At 69.7% G+C, this 14,763-nt stretch carries 11 protein-coding genes; 9 read left to right on the forward strand and 2 right to left on the reverse strand.

Features of this window, described 5'->3' with window-relative positions:
• Positions 1-99 precede the first annotated feature (99 nt).
• The 6 genes from HUA74_RS10990 to HUA74_RS11015 all read left to right on the forward strand — a co-directional run bounded on the left by HUA74_RS10990 (position 100) and on the right by HUA74_RS11015 (position 10,061).
• Positions 100-2,136: a DUF1585 domain-containing protein gene (locus tag HUA74_RS10990; RefSeq protein WP_174454527.1), complete on the forward strand. Its 2,037-nt coding sequence runs from the start codon at positions 100-102 to the stop codon at positions 2,134-2,136.
• Positions 2,136-2,813, forward strand: coding sequence for a hypothetical protein (locus HUA74_RS10995; RefSeq protein WP_174454528.1), 678 nt, complete (start codon positions 2,136-2,138; stop codon positions 2,811-2,813). Before HUA74_RS10990 ends, HUA74_RS10995 begins: the two co-directional genes overlap by 1 nt.
• Before the next feature lie 17 nt (positions 2,814-2,830).
• A complete protein-coding gene (locus HUA74_RS11000) occupies positions 2,831-4,228 on the forward strand; it encodes a DUF1501 domain-containing protein (RefSeq protein ID WP_174454529.1) in 1,398 nt (465 codons plus the stop codon).
• 5 nt (positions 4,229-4,233) lie between these two features.
• Entirely contained in the window at positions 4,234-5,799 is a 1,566-nt protein-coding gene (locus HUA74_RS11005; protein ID WP_174454530.1) for a hypothetical protein, read from the forward strand.
• A 40-nt stretch (positions 5,800-5,839) separates the two neighbouring features.
• Entirely contained in the window at positions 5,840-9,580 is a 3,741-nt protein-coding gene (locus HUA74_RS11010; protein WP_174454531.1) for an FG-GAP-like repeat-containing protein, read from the forward strand.
• Between the two features lie 67 nt (positions 9,581-9,647).
• Positions 9,648-10,061: a hypothetical protein gene (locus HUA74_RS11015; RefSeq protein ID WP_141641754.1), complete on the forward strand. Its 414-nt coding sequence runs from the start codon at positions 9,648-9,650 to the stop codon at positions 10,059-10,061.
• 10 nt (positions 10,062-10,071) lie between these two features.
• Here HUA74_RS11015 and HUA74_RS11020 read toward each other — a convergent pair whose 3' ends face one another.
• Positions 10,072-11,019 (reverse strand): DMT family transporter, encoded by a 948-nt coding sequence (locus tag HUA74_RS11020; protein WP_174454532.1) that lies wholly within the window; start codon positions 11,017-11,019, stop codon positions 10,072-10,074.
• Between the two features lie 77 nt (positions 11,020-11,096).
• Positions 11,097-12,047 (reverse strand): non-homologous end-joining DNA ligase, encoded by a 951-nt coding sequence (gene ligD / locus HUA74_RS11025; RefSeq protein WP_371817224.1) that lies wholly within the window; start codon positions 12,045-12,047, stop codon positions 11,097-11,099.
• A 209-nt stretch (positions 12,048-12,256) separates the two neighbouring features.
• Here ligD and HUA74_RS11030 point away from each other — a divergent pair, with 209 nt between their 5' ends.
• The 3 genes from HUA74_RS11030 to HUA74_RS11040 all read left to right on the forward strand — a co-directional run bounded on the left by HUA74_RS11030 (position 12,257) and on the right by HUA74_RS11040 (position 14,714).
• On the forward strand, positions 12,257-12,562 hold the full coding sequence (locus tag HUA74_RS11030; RefSeq protein ID WP_141641757.1) for a hypothetical protein: 306 nt from the start codon (positions 12,257-12,259) through the stop codon (positions 12,560-12,562).
• 115 nt (positions 12,563-12,677) lie between these two features.
• Entirely contained in the window at positions 12,678-13,157 is a 480-nt protein-coding gene (locus HUA74_RS11035; protein ID WP_141641758.1) for a ferritin-like domain-containing protein, read from the forward strand.
• Positions 13,158-13,247: 90 nt separating this feature from the next.
• Complete coding sequence (locus tag HUA74_RS11040) at positions 13,248-14,714, forward strand: hypothetical protein (protein ID WP_174454533.1); 1,467 nt, start codon at positions 13,248-13,250, stop codon at positions 14,712-14,714.
• The last annotated feature ends 49 nt before the right edge of the window (positions 14,715-14,763 follow it).

The raw sequence follows: 14,763 nt of genomic DNA on the forward strand, positions 1-14,763 counted from the left end.
GGATGAAGCGTTCTGTTAGGCCGACTGGATCTTCTCCCTGTAATTCTTGCATACTCAGTCACGGTCGCCCCCGACTCCCCCCCTCCACGGAGGTTCCCCGTGCTCCGCGAGCGTTGCCTTGCCATCCTGGCTGGCGCCGCCTTGTTCCTGGCTCTGCCAGCCTCCGCCGATGAGGCCGCTGTTTGCGCGCCCGTCGCGAAGGTCCCTCCCGAAAGACATCTGCGGCAGCTGACGCTCGACCTGCTCGGTCGGCCGCCCACTTGGGAGGAGTACAAGGCAGTCCAGGCGAAGGGCTCGGTGTCTGAAGAAGACATCCGCGCCATGATGAATGACGAGTTGTTCTACACGCGCGTGCGCAACTTCCACCGCGCCCTCCTGCGCTCGAACATCAGCGCGAGTGTCTTCGACAACGGCAACTCGCGCCTGGGTGGCAACGGCACCAGCGCCGCCTTCGGCTTCGCGAACAATCCGTCCACGGCGCTGCGAGGCGTCAACGGCCAGTCCTGCAACTCCGACATCGAGCAGAGCTCCTGCTTGACGACGACGCAGGACGGGCACGCCGTGGCGCCGCGCACCAGCTGCACGGATGCCATGGGCGTGCCCATGCCGGTCAGCTACGACTACGACACCAACTTCTTCGAATGCACGGAGTTGGCCGTCAAGACGGCCAACGTGGTGACGACCTGTGCCCAACTGGCCGCCCTGCCCGCGACCGACGAATGGGGGAAGTACCGCTACTTCTGCGACAACCGCGGCGCTGCGGCGACGGTGAAGTCGTACCTGTGCCTGCCCGACTCGAAGAAGAACACGACCTCCGTGCTGAAGGAGAAGACGGATGCGGCGACCGGCGGCTTGGGCCTGGTGGTGTCCTTCGACCATCCCAATCCAGAGACCAAGCCGAGCCTCCTGACACTCACTCGCTGCACGCTGGACCTCGCCATCAACAACAACATCAAGGGCGCCTACTCGACCACTCGCGGCTGCATCCAGCGCGAGGGCTTCGTGACGAAGCCCGCACCCTACTGGGCCCCTGCGGGCTCGCCCGCGACGGTGAAGGTGTGCGCCATCGAAGCCCAGGAGCGCGACCACAACCCCTGGACGCGTGAGTCCTGTGAGACGGGCCGCTTCGCCAATGACCGCAGCTGCGGCTGCGGCGTGGGCATGCGCCGCTGCGGCGTGTCGAACATCGGCCAGACCACGGACCCGCTCTACGTGCGCAACGTTCACGACATGCGCGTGGCCGCCTTCAACGAGGAGCCGCTGCGCATCGCCGAGTCCGTCGTCCGCCGCGACGAGCCCTACTACAACATCCTCACCACGCGCCGCTCGTTCGTGAACGGCACCCTGTCGGAGTTCTACCGGCAGCGGCAGGGCGTGGGTGTCTTCAGCGCCACCGCGCCCGCGCCGCTGGAGTCGATTCCCGCCATCGCCTACACCGACGCCGCGAACTGGAAGGAATACACCCGGGATGAGTCGCACTCCGGCGTGCTGACGACGCCCGGGTTCCTCTACCGGTTCCCCACGCACCGGGCCCGCGTCTCCGAGTTCTACGAGGCGTTCCTCTGCAAGACCTTCGTGCCCGGCTCGGAAACGTCCCTGCCCGACCCCGAGGATGCCTGCAACCGGGAGAACAACCTGGCCAAGCGCTGTGGCTGCAACTACTGCCACGCCACCATCGAGCCCACCGGCGCCCACTGGGGCCGCTACGCCGAGCGCGCCGCGCAGTTCCTGCCGGCCAACCAGTTCCCGCGCTTCGACCCGAAGTGCCGCGACTGCGCCATCAACGGCGACACCAACTGCGGCGGCGAGTGCTCCCAGTACGTCATGCAGGCGTACGACGGCGACGGCGCAAGCAGCCTGGGCATGCTCAAGACGTACCTGTACCGCACGGCCGACGAGGAGCAGAACATCGAGGCGGGTCCGCGGCTGCTCGTGGAGCGCATGTACCAGTCGGGTGAGCTGGAGCGCTGCACGGTGAAGCGGGTCTGGAACGAGTTCCTGGGCCGCCCGATGACGGCGGAGGAGCAGCGGATGTACCTGGCGCCGCTCGCCAGTGACTTCGCCAAGAGTGGCCACCGCTTCAAGTCGCTCATCGAGCGCGTGGTGACGACCGACGCCTACCGGAGGATTGACTGATGCGCCGCTCGCTCCTGATCGCCGCGTTGCTCACGCTGAGCGCCGGCTGCAACAAGTCCACCGAGGAGAAGCCCGGCCCCACCCTGGACGGGCAGCTCGAACCGGTCGCCAACCCCCACCAGCCCGGGGACTTCGACCCGCTGCCGGACCCGGAAGCGCAGGGCGGTAGCGTGGGCCGCGCCCCGCGCCGGCTCACCGTCGCCCAGCTCGACGCCGCCATCCTGGAGGCCGTCGGCCGCCGCTGGGTGAACGGTGGCGACGGCATCGACGCGCGCGCCTCGTCCCTGGGCCGCGCCGACTTCGCCCTCGTCTCCAGCGAGAACACCGAGCCCAACCTGGTGTTCGCCAAGTTCCTGGAGGATGGCGCGCGATTCGTGTGCATCGCCCAGGCGGGTGATGAAGTGAAGCAGGCGGATGCCTCCAAGCGCACGCTGTCGCGCACGCTGCCGGGCACCTGGGATGACCTGCGCAAGCTGACGGACGCCCAGGTGCGAGAGTTCCTCGTCTACAACTCCCTGCGCTTCTGGGGTGCGCCCCTGGAAGGAGAGGAGCTGACGAAGTGGGTCGGTTTCTTCACCCAGGCCACGGCCCGGGCGGAGACGGCCAAGCGGCGCTCGGACGCGCTGGCGGTGATGTGCATCGCCATGCTGACCGACGCGCGGTTCATCACCTACTGAAGCTCGGAGTGACTTCGATGAAGAAGAATCGACTCGACGAGAACCACCGTCCCGAGCGCCGCACCTTCCTCAAGGCCGCGGCCGGCTTCATGGGCTCCACGCTGCTGGGCGGCCTGCCCTTCCGCTCCTTCGCGCAGGCGGCCTCGCTGGCCCCGGCCGACCGCTGCTTCGTCTTCGTGTACTTCAACGGTGGCTGGGACCAGTTGCTCGCCTTCGACCCGAAGGACCCGGACGAGTTCACCCCGGACCGCGCGGCGGAGACGCGCATCCTGCCGGGCTACAACCTCATCAATGACGCGCGCTTCTCCGCCATCCCCCTGCGCCCGGAGAAGTCGGGCGTGGGCCGGTCCAACATCGACTTCGGTCCCGCGGTGGGTGACCTGTCGAAGCACTTCGACCGGATGACGGTGGTGCGCGGCATCAACATGAACACGCTGGGCCACGAGGTGGGCTATCGCTACTTCCTCACCGGGAAGATGCCCATCGGTAGCGCGGCGCGTGGCTCCTCCACGGCGACGGAAATCGTGGGGCAGATGAAGCCCCGCGTGCCCATCTCCAACATCGCGTTCAACGTGGAGTCGTACAACGACCGGTACCCGGGCTACGCCAACGCGCTGCGCGTCAGCCGCAAGGACGACCTGCTGCTCACGCTCAAGCCCAGCTCGCAGCTGCTGGACAGCGAAATCGAGAAGCAGCTGGTCGACTTCCGGGGCCAGCCCATCACCTGCGAGGAGGCCGCCTACGGCGCTCGCGGCGTGGGCACCACGTACCAGAACAGCCGGGACCAGATGCAGCAGGTGATGGCCCAGAAGCTGGAAGCGTCGTTCAAGTTCGACGCTCAGACCCCGGAGATGGCGGCGGTCCGGGAACGCTATAGCCTGCCAGAGAGTGGCAACTACGACACCGAGGCGGGACGTGCCGCCATGGTGGCCACCGCGCTCAAGAAGGGCATCGCCCAGTGCCTCACCATCAACCTCACGGGCGGCCTGGACACGCACTTTGGCACGCAGCTCACCCACGCCAACAACCAGCGCCGGGGCTTCGACGCGCTGTCCGACCTGGTGGATGACCTGATCGACACCCCCCACCCGGCGGGCGATAGCTTCATGGACCACACCACCATCATGGTGTTCTCCGAGTTCTCCCGCACGCCGCTCATCAACAGCGCGGGCGGCCGGGACCACCACATCTCCAACTCCTGCATGCTCATGGGCGCGGGCGTGAAGCACAACCATGTCTTCGGGAAGAGTGGAGACATTGGCATGTCGCCCGGCACGTTCGACCTGCGCACCGGCGCCATCGACCCTCGGGGTGAGAACATCTTCCCCGAGCACATCATCGCCACGGTGCTGGCGTCGGCGGGCCTGGACTACAGCATCACCCGCGTGGAGCCCCTTCGCAGCATCCTCGCCTGAACCGCATGCGCACCCATCCCCGAGCCCCCCGGGAGATGGACGAGGGGCGGTCCGCCGCCCCCGTTCTTCTTCGTCTCCTTCCCCTCTGCGCCGCCGTCCTCCTCACCGCGTGCGGCGACGACTCCCTCCCGTTGGACAGGCCCCGGCCCGTCTCCTTCCGGCCCACCGAGGTCCGGTCGAAGACGGCGCTGGCGTCGGCTCCGGGCTTCGCGGACCAGGCAGGTGGCGGCATCTTCGCCAACACCACCGGCACCGTCGTCCGCATCCGGTTGGATGGCTCGCTGGGGGCCCTGGCGCCCCACCCGGGCAACAGCGCCGAGCTGGGCACGGTCAACGCCGTGTTCCGCATGGGGCCGCACAGCGCGCTGGTGGAGGCGCGGAACGGCCTCTTCCTCGCCGAGTCGGGGTGGCTCATCTCCCCGCCGTGGCGTGACGCGCTGGGCCTGGGCATCACCGCGACCACGCAGTCCTCGGATGGCGCGGTGTGGCTGGCGCATCCCACGGGCCTGTTCCAGCTGCGCGACGGCACGCTGTCCGCGCTGAAGGTGAAGGGCGAGGCGCTCACCGGCATCACCGCGCTGGCCGCGGCGCCGACGGGCGAGGGCTCCGCGGGCGTGTGGTTCCTTCGCGACGGCAAGCTGCACGTCGCGGTGGCCACCAGCCTGGTGCACTTCGACGTGCGCGAGGCGGGCGCTCCCTTGGAGGAGGGCGAGGTGGTGGAGTCGCTGGCCGGACTGGGCCCGGGCCTGGGCACCTCCGGAGAGCTGTGGCTGCTCACCAACCAGGGCCTGCTGCGTCGGCCGAGGGAAGGCTGGCGGCGCGTGACGCTGCCTCAGCGGCCGGTGCAATTGCTCGCGTCGGGCCGCTTCCTGTGGGTGAAGTCGAGCGACGCGCTGCTCCTGTACGACGCGGACGCGAACGAGTGGGGCCTGGCGCAGGGCATCGACACGCGTGAGTTCCGCTTCCTGTCCGCGGACGAGAGTGGCTGCGCGTGGGTGCAGCTGGGCGGCGAGACGGTGGCGGTGAGCCGCTCGCCGGCGCCGCGCGTGACGGGCCTGCACCAGGGCATGCAGGTGGTGGAGGACGGGCTCGTGGTGCGCGCGGTGATGCCCACGGGCGTGGAGCCAGACTCCGTCGTCTTCCAGCTGGGCGGCGTGGAGGTCCCCGCCACGGGAGAAGGACCTGTGTACAGCCTGGGGGGCCAGGAGGCGGACGGCACCCCGAAGCCGTACTCCTTCGCGGGCCTGGAGGCGGGACGCCAGGCGCTCGGCGTGGTGGCGCGCTTCCTGGATGGCACCGAGGCCAAACGCCTGGTGCCGTTCGACTACCAGCCCGTGAGCACCGTGGCGCTGAGCTGGGCGACGGACATCCAGCCCATCCACGTGTCGCGCTGCGAGAAGTGCCACGCCACCGGCCCCGGCCGGGCGCTCAACACGTACGAGTTGTGGAAGGAGAACGCGGCGCTCATCACCGCCGCGGTGAGAGACCAGCGCATGCCCGCGGATGGGCCGTTGGACCCTCAGCTCATCTCCCTCATCCAGCGCTGGGCCGCGTCCGGCGCGAAGCCCTGAAGCCCCCGTCGCACCCGCCTGACTCCCCTCGAGGCACACCATGATTCGATTTCCTCGCGTGGCCCCCCTCCTCGCGCTCCTCGTCACGGCCTGCTCCGATGACCTGGACCCCGCGCGTGAGAACGAGCCACCTCCGGAAGTGGACCAGTGCACGGGCCTGGCCCCGCTGGCCTTGCGCGCCGAGCCCGCCCGGGTTCGCGTGGGCAGCCCGGTGTCGCTGGTGGCCAGCGGTGGCAGCGGCCAGTACCGCTACACGCTGGAGGACGGGGGCTCGTCCGGTGAGTTGCGCGCGTCGCGCTTCATCGCGGGGCACACCCCGGGCACCGACACGCTGGTGGTGGAGGACGCCCGCTGTCCGGGTGATGCCCGCACCACGCTGGAGGTGTTGGCCCTCTTCGACATCGCGCCGGCGCGGGCGCAACTGCGGCCGGGCACGTCCTTCCAGGTGTCGACGAAGGGCCTGCTGGGCACGGCCACGTACAACCTGACGCAGAACCTCTCTGGTAGCACGCTCACCGCCGAAGGGCGCTACACGGCGGGCCCCACCGAGGGGCTGGACCTCATCACCGTGCGCGACTCGCAGACGGGTGACGAGGCCATCCTCCAGTACGACGTGAGCAAGGCGGCCCGGCTCGGTGGCGCGCCCGCGTTCCTCGCGGTGCCCTCGGGCTCGTCCGTGCCGCTGGCCACGCGCGGTGGCAGTGACACGGTGGTGTGGACGAAGGTGTCGGGCCCCGGGACGATTGCCGCCGGGCGCATCGGCTTCCTGGCGGGCGACACGGGCGCGGCGGTGCTGGAGGCGGCGGACCCCTTCACCGGAGACAAGGCGTCGGTGACGGTGGTGGTGCTGGACGAGCTGACGCGGCCGGGCCTGGCGCATGGCCGGCTCACGGATGCCGCCACGATGGTGACGGCGGACTTCGACGGTGACGGCACGCTGGACCTCGCGGTGGGCCAGCGCGAGAGCGACATGGGCCGGCCCACGGGCGGCGCCGTGTTCATCTACAAGGGCGGCACGGGCGGGTTGGAGGCGCAGCCGCTGTGGGTGCTCACGGGCGACACGGACACCGCGCAGTTCGGTGACGCGCTGGCCGCCGGTGATTTGGACGGTGACGGGCGCGCGGAGCTGGTGGTGTCCTCGCCGGGCGCGGACGTGGCGACGAGCAACGCGGGCGCCGTGTACCTCTACACCTTCAAGGGAGGCGCCCCCGCGCCGCTGCGCCTGCAGCTCGCCGGCCTGCTGCGGGATGCCGCGTTCGGCGCGGGCCTGTCCGTGGCGGACATCGATGGTGACGGCAAGGTGGACCTGGTGGTGGGCTCGCCAGCGGGAGACCTGGCGCCCAGCAACAACATCCGCGCGCGCGGTACCGTGGACATCTACCTGGCCACGGCCAGCGCCCCCGTTCCGGATTTGCCCACCATCCGCCTGGGTGGCTCGGACCTGACGAAGGACGGCGTGCCCATGGCGCGCACGGGCTCGGACCTGGGCCGCGCGCTGGTGACGGCGGACTTCAACAAGGATGGGCGGCTGGACATCGCCGCGCTCAGCCGCGTGTCCCGCTACACCGCGGAAGGCGCCGTCTCCGGTACGCAGGTGGCCATCTCCGTCTTCTTCGCGCGCTCTGAGGGGATTCGCTTTCGGGCGAGCCCGGACGTGTATGTGCTGCCCGCGAACCTCGCGGACTCCAATGAGGGCACGTGGCGGCTGGCCGCCATCGCGGGTGACGGCACGCGTCCTCCGTTGTTGATGGCGGTGGCGGACCGCGCGGACTCGCCGGACCTGAGCGCCAGCGGGGGTGTGCGCTCCGGAGCGGACGCGGGCGGCGCGCTGCTGTTCGACCTGAGTGCCTATGCGCCCACCGGCGACCCGGCGACCACGCCGCCGCAGGTGAAGCGTGAGGAGGCCTTCGCGCGCATCTACGGTGACGCGGCCGGTGTCGTCGCGGGCCGCAGCTTCGCGGTGCTCGATGTGGACGGCACGCCGGGGCCGGAGCTGGTGCTGGGCGCGCCGTATGCCGCGCCGCCCGGGCCGAACAACACCACGCTGCGCTTCGGCGGCAAGGTGCTGGTGTATCCCTTGTCGACGCTGACGAAGGGCGCCGTCATCAACAAGTCGCTGACCGCGCTCAATGGCATGGCGAAGTCGGACACCCTGGGCTCGGGCCTGGCGGTGTGGCGCCTGCCGGACGGTGAATCGCTGGCGGCCTTCTCTGGCCGAGCCTCGTCGGACCAGGGGGCCTTCACCGGCCGCGTGGAGCTGTTCCGCCGAGGGGGCGCCTCGCTGGTGGAGTGGGCGCGCACCAGCGCCAACGTGCCGGCGAAGCCCAGCGTGGAGCGCGTGGGTGAGCAGGTGGCCGTGGCCGTGGGGCCCAAGGGCGCGGTGGCGCTGCTGGGAGCGCCGGGCTGGTCGGGTCCGGGAGCCAACGGCGATGGTGATGCGATGTCCATTGGCCGGGCCTACGTGCGCGAGGTGGCTCGGACTGCCTCCGCCGTGGTGGCCGAGGAGGGCGCGCCTTCCCCGCACAAGGCGGGGCGCACCGTGGGCGCGGACGTGGCCTTCACGGACTTCGACGGGGACAAGCGACCGGACCTGGTGGTGGGCGCCCCAGGCTTCGTCGTTCCGGCCAGCAACAACGCGGAGCTGGCCGCGACCTACCAGACGGTTCGACCGGAGTGTGTCACCACGGCCAACCAGTCGGTGGGCGGCGTGTTTGTATCGCTGGGGCAGCCGGACGGTTCGTTCAAGCCCGCCTATCGCTTGTGGGCGCCGCTGCAGATCGCCACCTGCGTGCCGGAGACGGACGCGAAGTGCAAGCGCTCGGCGCTGGGCCGCGGGTTGGTGGGCGGCTTCGACTTCAATGGGGATCGCAAGGAGGACGTGGGCGTGCTGCGGGACAGGGGCATGGAGGTGTTCCTGGGCCGGCCTCCGGACGAAGCGTCGCTGACGAAGCTCACCATGACGTGTGACCCCGTCTACTCGTGGCCCTCCGAGGCCATTCAGACGAGCGCGCCGACGTCGCTGGGGGATATCAACGGGGACAGCTGCGACGACCTCGCGTGGCGGTACGCGGAGGGCAGCCGCTCGGGCGTGGCCATCCTCTTCGGCTACGACGCGGGCGGTGTGCGCTGCAGCGGGCGCACCACGCCGACCGTGTGGCGCATCGCGGGCGACAGCGAGGTGCAGCTCAACAACATCGGCCTGGGACTGGCCATCACCCGCGCGGGCAAGGTCATGCGCAACGCGGGCGGCACGACGGGAGACGGGCGGGACTTCCTGGCCATCAGCGCCACCGCGGTGCCGTTCAACGGCGTCACGCAGCCCGTGGTGCTGCTCTTCGACATCGCGCAGCTCACCACGGTGATGGCGACGCTCCCCTCGCGGAACAGGCCGTTCGTGCTGGGCGCCTTCGGCGACGACCTGACGCCGGTGGTGGTGGTCCACAAGTCGCGCGCGGTGGGCTTCGGCACGGCGCTGGCGGGCAACGTGGACCTGTCTGGCGACAATGTCCCTGACCTGGTGGTGAGCGCGCCGGGCTCCTCCGAGGCCTCGGATGGTGGTGGCGCCGTGTTCGTCTACGCGGGTGCGCCCAACCTGGGCGGCGCGCTCTCGCCGTACTTCACCGTCGTGGGTGATGGCGCCGAGCGAGCCCAACTGGGACAGGACCTCGCGCTCGTGCCGGGCTCGGGCGGAACCCCGCCAACGATGGTTATCGGTGCTCCCCGGAGCTTCCGGACAGGCACGCAGAACGGGACAGCGTTCGCGCTGCCGCTGCGCTTCTAGCTCGGGGGCCATTGGGAACCGCGGGCGGCCGGGCCTATCCTGGGCCCGGCCTCATCGCGGGAGTCTCATGGCAAGGGATTGGGAGCAGGAGTGGAGCCACGGCGAGCAACGCGCGTGGCTGGAAGCGCCGGACATCCTCTGGGCGCGCTTCCGGGGCGCCATCACCGAGGACACGTCGCGCTGGTCCTGTGGCCTCTACAAGACGCTGTCAGCCGAGGGGCGCTTCTACCTGGCGGCGGACATCACCGACTCGCAGCTCAGTCCGGAGTCCCGCCGCTACCTGGTGGACCACGCGAAGGCGGACTGGTTCCTGGGCATCGTCTACATCGGCGCGGCGCTGGAGCAGAAGGCCACCACCAAGAGCCTGATGGTGGGCTCCATGCTCAGCGGTGGGCGTCCGCTGGACGTGCGCTACGTGGACACGCTCGACGAGGCCCGCGCGTGGGTTCAGGAGCACCGCGCGCTGAACGCCTCGCGTTGACGCCAGCGCTTCAGCTCGGAGTGCCCTCGTCGGTGGGACGTGGCGCGGCTTCCTTCGGCAGCACGTTGGCCAGCGCGGCGCCTCCGAGGATGAGGGCGCCGCCCACGACGAGTGACAGGGTGAAGGGCTCGCCGAGGAAGGCGACGCCCAGCACCACCGCCACCAGCGTGTCGAGCAGGGCCATGGCGCCCAGCGCGGTGAGAGAGATTCGCGGCAAGAGCCAGTAGAGGCACAGGTACGTGAAGGCCGTGCCGAACACCGCCAGATAGAAGACGGCGCCCATCGCGCGCGGCGTCCAGTTCCCCGGCGAGTCCGCCTCCAGCAGGAAGGAGAGCGCGAGCAGGGGCACCGCGCTGCTGAGCGTCTGGCCGAAGACGAGCACCTGCGCGGGGACGTGCGACATGTAGCGCCGGGCCAGCACGTTGGCCACGGCGATGATCGCCACGGCCACCAGCGTCATCACGACGCCGAGCAGCACCTTGCCGGACAGCGCGAGCCCCTCGACGCCCGAGGAGTGGAGCACCACCACGCCCACCGCGCCCAGGCTCGCCGCGAGTAGCTTGCCCGGCGTCAGGGGCTGGTCCGGCATCAGCACTCGGCCGATGAGCAGCAGCCACAGCGGGAAGGTGGAGAACAGCAGCGCGGCCCAGCTGGAGGGAATCCACTGCTGCGCGAAGAAGAGCAGTCCGAAGGGCACGGCGAGCTGGAGCAGTCCCAGCGCGGCGATGCGACCTCCGGTGCGCGCGTCCACCCGTCCGCGCGAGCGCGCGAAGGGCAGGAGGAAGAGGCCCGCCACCAACATGCGGGTGCCGAGGAAGCGCAGCGGCGGCAGGTCTTCCAGCCCCACCTTCACCACGGACCAGGTCGAGCCCCACAGGATGAAACACGTGCAGTAGGCGAGGGCGACCTTCAGCGAGCCAGCCGGCTTCACGGTGCCGGATGCGGTGGCGGAGTCCATGGTGGCGTCGCCATAGCACCCGTTCCGGGCACATGCACTGAGCGCATCATGCGCGCGGGAGAGCAGGCGACCGGGCGTCAGTCCGGCAACTTCTGCGAGTGCTTCAGCGCCGGGGCGAACAGGTCTCCCACCGCATCCAGGCGTTTCTTCAGCGTGCGGAGGTTGAAGCGCGCGGGGTCCAGTCTCCGCGTCACCTCGCTCCACTTCAGGGGCGCGGAGAAGGGAGCGGCCTCGCGTGCGCGCAGCGAGTAGGGCGCCACCACCGTCTTGCCGCGCGCGTTCTGTCCCGCGTCCAGATAGAGCCGTCCCTTGCGCGCGCTGATGCCGCGTGTGGTGGTGGCCAGGTCCCCCAGCCGTGCCGCCAGCGCGTGGGCCAGTTGGTTCGCATGGGCCTGGACCTTCGCGTAGGTGTGCCCAGGGCCCAGCGGTATCAGGACATGCAGGCCGCGTTTGCCGGAGGTCTTCGGGTAGCTCTCCAGGCCCTGGTCCTCCAGCAGCTCACGAAGCGCGAGCGCCGTCGTCACCACGTCCGACCAGCCGCCCTTGCCCGGGTCCAGGTCCATCACCAGGAAGTCCGGCTGCGAGAGCTGGGGTGCATGGCTCAGCCACATGTGGAGCGTGAGCGCGGACTGGTTGGCGAGCCAGAGCAGGGGCTCCTCGCCGTTCACATTCACGTGGCGCAGCGTCTTGTCCACGTGGCGGACGCGCAGCGTGGGCACCCATTCAGGGGTGCCGGACAGCTCGTGTCGGAAGAAGCCGGGGGCCTCGATGCCAGCGGGCCACTGCTGCACGGAGATGGGTCGGTCCGTGAGGATGGGGACCAGCAGCGGCGCCACCTCGCGGTAGTAGGCGAAGACGTCCGCCTTCGTCAGGCCGCTGCGCGCGAAGAGGACACGGTCGCCATGGGTGAGCTTCGCGCGCCCGGACTCCGGGGCCTCGCGACGCTCGGGCGCGGAGGTCCGCGCCGCCTGCGCTCTGGGCGCACGGAGCGCTCCCGTGGTGCGGGGGCGTGCATTGGGGCGGTTCACGTCCCAACGGTTGGCATCCGGGGAACCCGTCGCAATGTCGTGCGCGCTTGGGGGGTGTGCTCTTCCGCCCAGAGTCGCCAGGCAACCGAGCCCCGTCTGGCCCGCCGACTCATCCAGCGCCTCCCGAAGCCTCACGGTGTCAGGAGCAAAGCGCGGACACCCTGGCTGACAGCGAGCGAGCGCATGCGCATCTGTATTCGGGAGGATGCATGGGCACCGAGGCCGTGGGCTGGTTCAGTTCCTTCGTCTTGTTGATGACCTTGGGAACGCAGATCCACAAACAGTGGAAGTCGGGCTCCAGTCAGGATGTCTCCAAGTGGCTCTTCGTGGGGCAGATGACGGCCTCGCTGGGCTTCACCGTCTACAGCGTGCTGGTGGGCAACTGGGTCTTCGTGGTGACGAACGCGCTCTTGCTGGTGAGCGCCGTGCTCGGGGAGCTCATCGTCCTCAAGCACCGTCGGGTTGCTCGCCGTGACGACGCGCTCCCCTTGAGGCCCGCGCACCCGCGCCCCTGAGCTGCTGCCCGCTCGCCCGGCGCGAGGGCGGTCGGACCCGGGACTTGAGGGACGGGTTGGCCTTCGGGAAGAGACTTCTCACATTGCACACGTCCCTGGCGCGGAGGAAGTCGACATGGCCGAGAAGTCCGAAGTGGCACGGCTGCGAAGCCTGGCCCAGCTCGACGCGGATGCGGTGGGCGCGTACGACGCGGCGCTCGCCCGAATCCCGGAGCCGCTGGTTCGTGAGCGGCTCGGCGAGTTCCGCGCCGACCACCTGCGCCACGTGCGGGAACTCAATGGCTTCATCCACCACTTCGGCGGCGCGCCGGTGGACCTGCGTCCGGACCTGAAGGGCGCGGCGATGAAGGGGCTGACCGCGATGTCCAGCATGATGGGCACCGAGGCGGCGCTGGTGGCCATGCTCGGCAACGAGGAGTTCTCCAACCGGGCCTATGACCTGGCGCTGCGCTTCGACTGGAGCCCCGACGTGCGCGTCCTCATCGAGCGCCACCGCGAGGACGAGAGGCGTCACATCCTGTGGATTCGTGAGGCCGTCCGGACCCGTCCCTGGGAACGGGCCTCCGCCCATGATGGCTCCGAGGTCCAGGCCTGACCCTGTCTCTCCGGAGGCAGGGCTCCTGGCCGATATGCGAGACACATGCCGTCGTTCTAGTCTCCCGGAGACGGGTTCCTTGGAGGCGGCATGATGCGCTTGGCCACTGTATTGGCGTGTGTGTTCATGGTGACGGGCTGCGCGGCCCATCGCGGTGAGCTGGACTACCCGGACCGTGAGGCCGTCTACGACCGGCCGCTCGCCGAGATGTGGCCCGAGGTCCGGGGGTTCTTCACCCGCAACGAGCTGTCCTTCCGCGAGGACAAGGGCAGCATGGTGCTGGAGACGGAGTGGCGGCAGGAGTTCGGCGGCTCGAGGATTTCGGGCTTCTTCCACCGGTACATGGTGGTGGGCCGGCGAGAGACGCCCACGTCGAGCAAGCTGCAGATCTTCCGCATCACCAAGAGCGTGAACAAGACGCTGTCGCCGCCGGGCAACCAGATTGACTGGGGTGTCAACCGCAACATGGGTGGGCCCAACCAGGAGGACAAGGGGCAGAGCGTGGAGGACTTCGAGGACCGGCTGGCCTTTCCGCGAGGGGAGAACGGCTTCTTCGCGGAGTCGGGTCAGGGCCAGCGCGACATGGTGATGGAGTGGCGGGTGTTCCGCGAGGTGGCGCCGCTGCTGGCGAAGGAGGAGAACGCGCCCCAGCCGGTGCGGGTGGCCAAGGCGCCGGACGCGAAGGAAGCCCCGTCGCAATTCGCGGTGGAGTGCGGGCTGCCCATCATCGGTCTGGGCAAGCAGGCGAAGCCGGGCGCGGTGTTGCTGCTGGGAGAGATGCACGGCACGCAGGAGGTGCCGCGCTTCGTGGCGCAGGCGTCCTGTCAGGCGACCGTGGCGGGAATCCCCGTGACGGTGGGTCTGGAGCTGCCGCTGGAGAACCAGGGCCGCGTGGACGCGTTCCTGGAAAGCCAGGGCGGGGAAGAGGACTGGCTGAAGCTGATGGAGGCCCCTTTCTGGCGCAGCCCGTATCCGGACGGCCGAGGCAGCGCGGCGATGGCGAACATGCTGGAGCACCTGCGCCAGCTGCGCGCGCAGGGCCTGGACGTGGACGTCTTCGTCTTCGACCACCCGAAGGCCAACGGCCAGCAGCGCGAGGACGCGATGGCGGGCACGGTGGCGTTCCAGGTGGAGTCGAGCCCGCGGCGCTTCCACATGGTGTTGTCGGGCAACATCCACGCGCGCACGAAGCAGGGCCTTCCGTGGGACAAGAAGCACCGGCCCATGGGCCTGCTGTTGAAGCAGCGGCTCGACAGCGTGGTGTCGCTCGACATGGCCTACGACACCGGCACGACGTGGATCTGCTCGGTGGACTCGAAGGGCGTGCGGGACAGGCTGGACTGCGGCGTGCGCGAGGCGAAGGGCAAGGACAACGGCGAGCGTTACTTCGTGCACACCTGGGACTCCACGAACGCGGAGGGCTACCACGGGGTGTTCTATGTGGGCGCGGTGAACGCGTCCGCGCCGGCCATCCGACTGGGTGAGCAGGGACCGGGCAAGGAGGGCAGCAAGAGCCCCTTCGCGCGGGAGGAAGGGAAGCTCGCGTCCTCGCACTGAGCCGTGGCGATATGGTGCCCTCCTGGCTCCGTTCCATTTCGGGAACGTG

This window comes from Myxococcus sp. CA051A, from assembly GCF_013336705.1.
GTDB lineage: Bacteria > Myxococcota > Myxococcia > Myxococcales > Myxococcaceae > Myxococcus > Myxococcus llanfairpwllgwyngyllgogerychwyrndrobwllllantysiliogogogochensis.

Coding starts and splice junctions, on each gene's coding strand:
- HUA74_RS11040 (WP_174454533.1), top strand. CDS start 13,248: ATGATGCGCTTGGCCACTGTATTGGCGTGTGTGTTCATGGTGACGGGC.
- HUA74_RS11005 (WP_174454530.1), top strand. CDS start 4,234: ATGCGCACCCATCCCCGAGCCCCCCGGGAGATGGACGAGGGGCGGTCC.
- HUA74_RS11020 (WP_174454532.1), bottom strand. CDS start 11,019: ATGGACTCCGCCACCGCATCCGGCACCGTGAAGCCGGCTGGCTCGCTG.
- HUA74_RS11035 (WP_141641758.1), top strand. CDS start 12,678: ATGGCCGAGAAGTCCGAAGTGGCACGGCTGCGAAGCCTGGCCCAGCTC.
- HUA74_RS11015 (WP_141641754.1), top strand. CDS start 9,648: ATGGCAAGGGATTGGGAGCAGGAGTGGAGCCACGGCGAGCAACGCGCG.
- HUA74_RS11000 (WP_174454529.1), top strand. CDS start 2,831: ATGAAGAAGAATCGACTCGACGAGAACCACCGTCCCGAGCGCCGCACC.
- HUA74_RS11010 (WP_174454531.1), top strand. CDS start 5,840: ATGATTCGATTTCCTCGCGTGGCCCCCCTCCTCGCGCTCCTCGTCACG.
- HUA74_RS11030 (WP_141641757.1), top strand. CDS start 12,257: ATGGGCACCGAGGCCGTGGGCTGGTTCAGTTCCTTCGTCTTGTTGATG.
- HUA74_RS10995 (WP_174454528.1), top strand. CDS start 2,136: ATGCGCCGCTCGCTCCTGATCGCCGCGTTGCTCACGCTGAGCGCCGGC.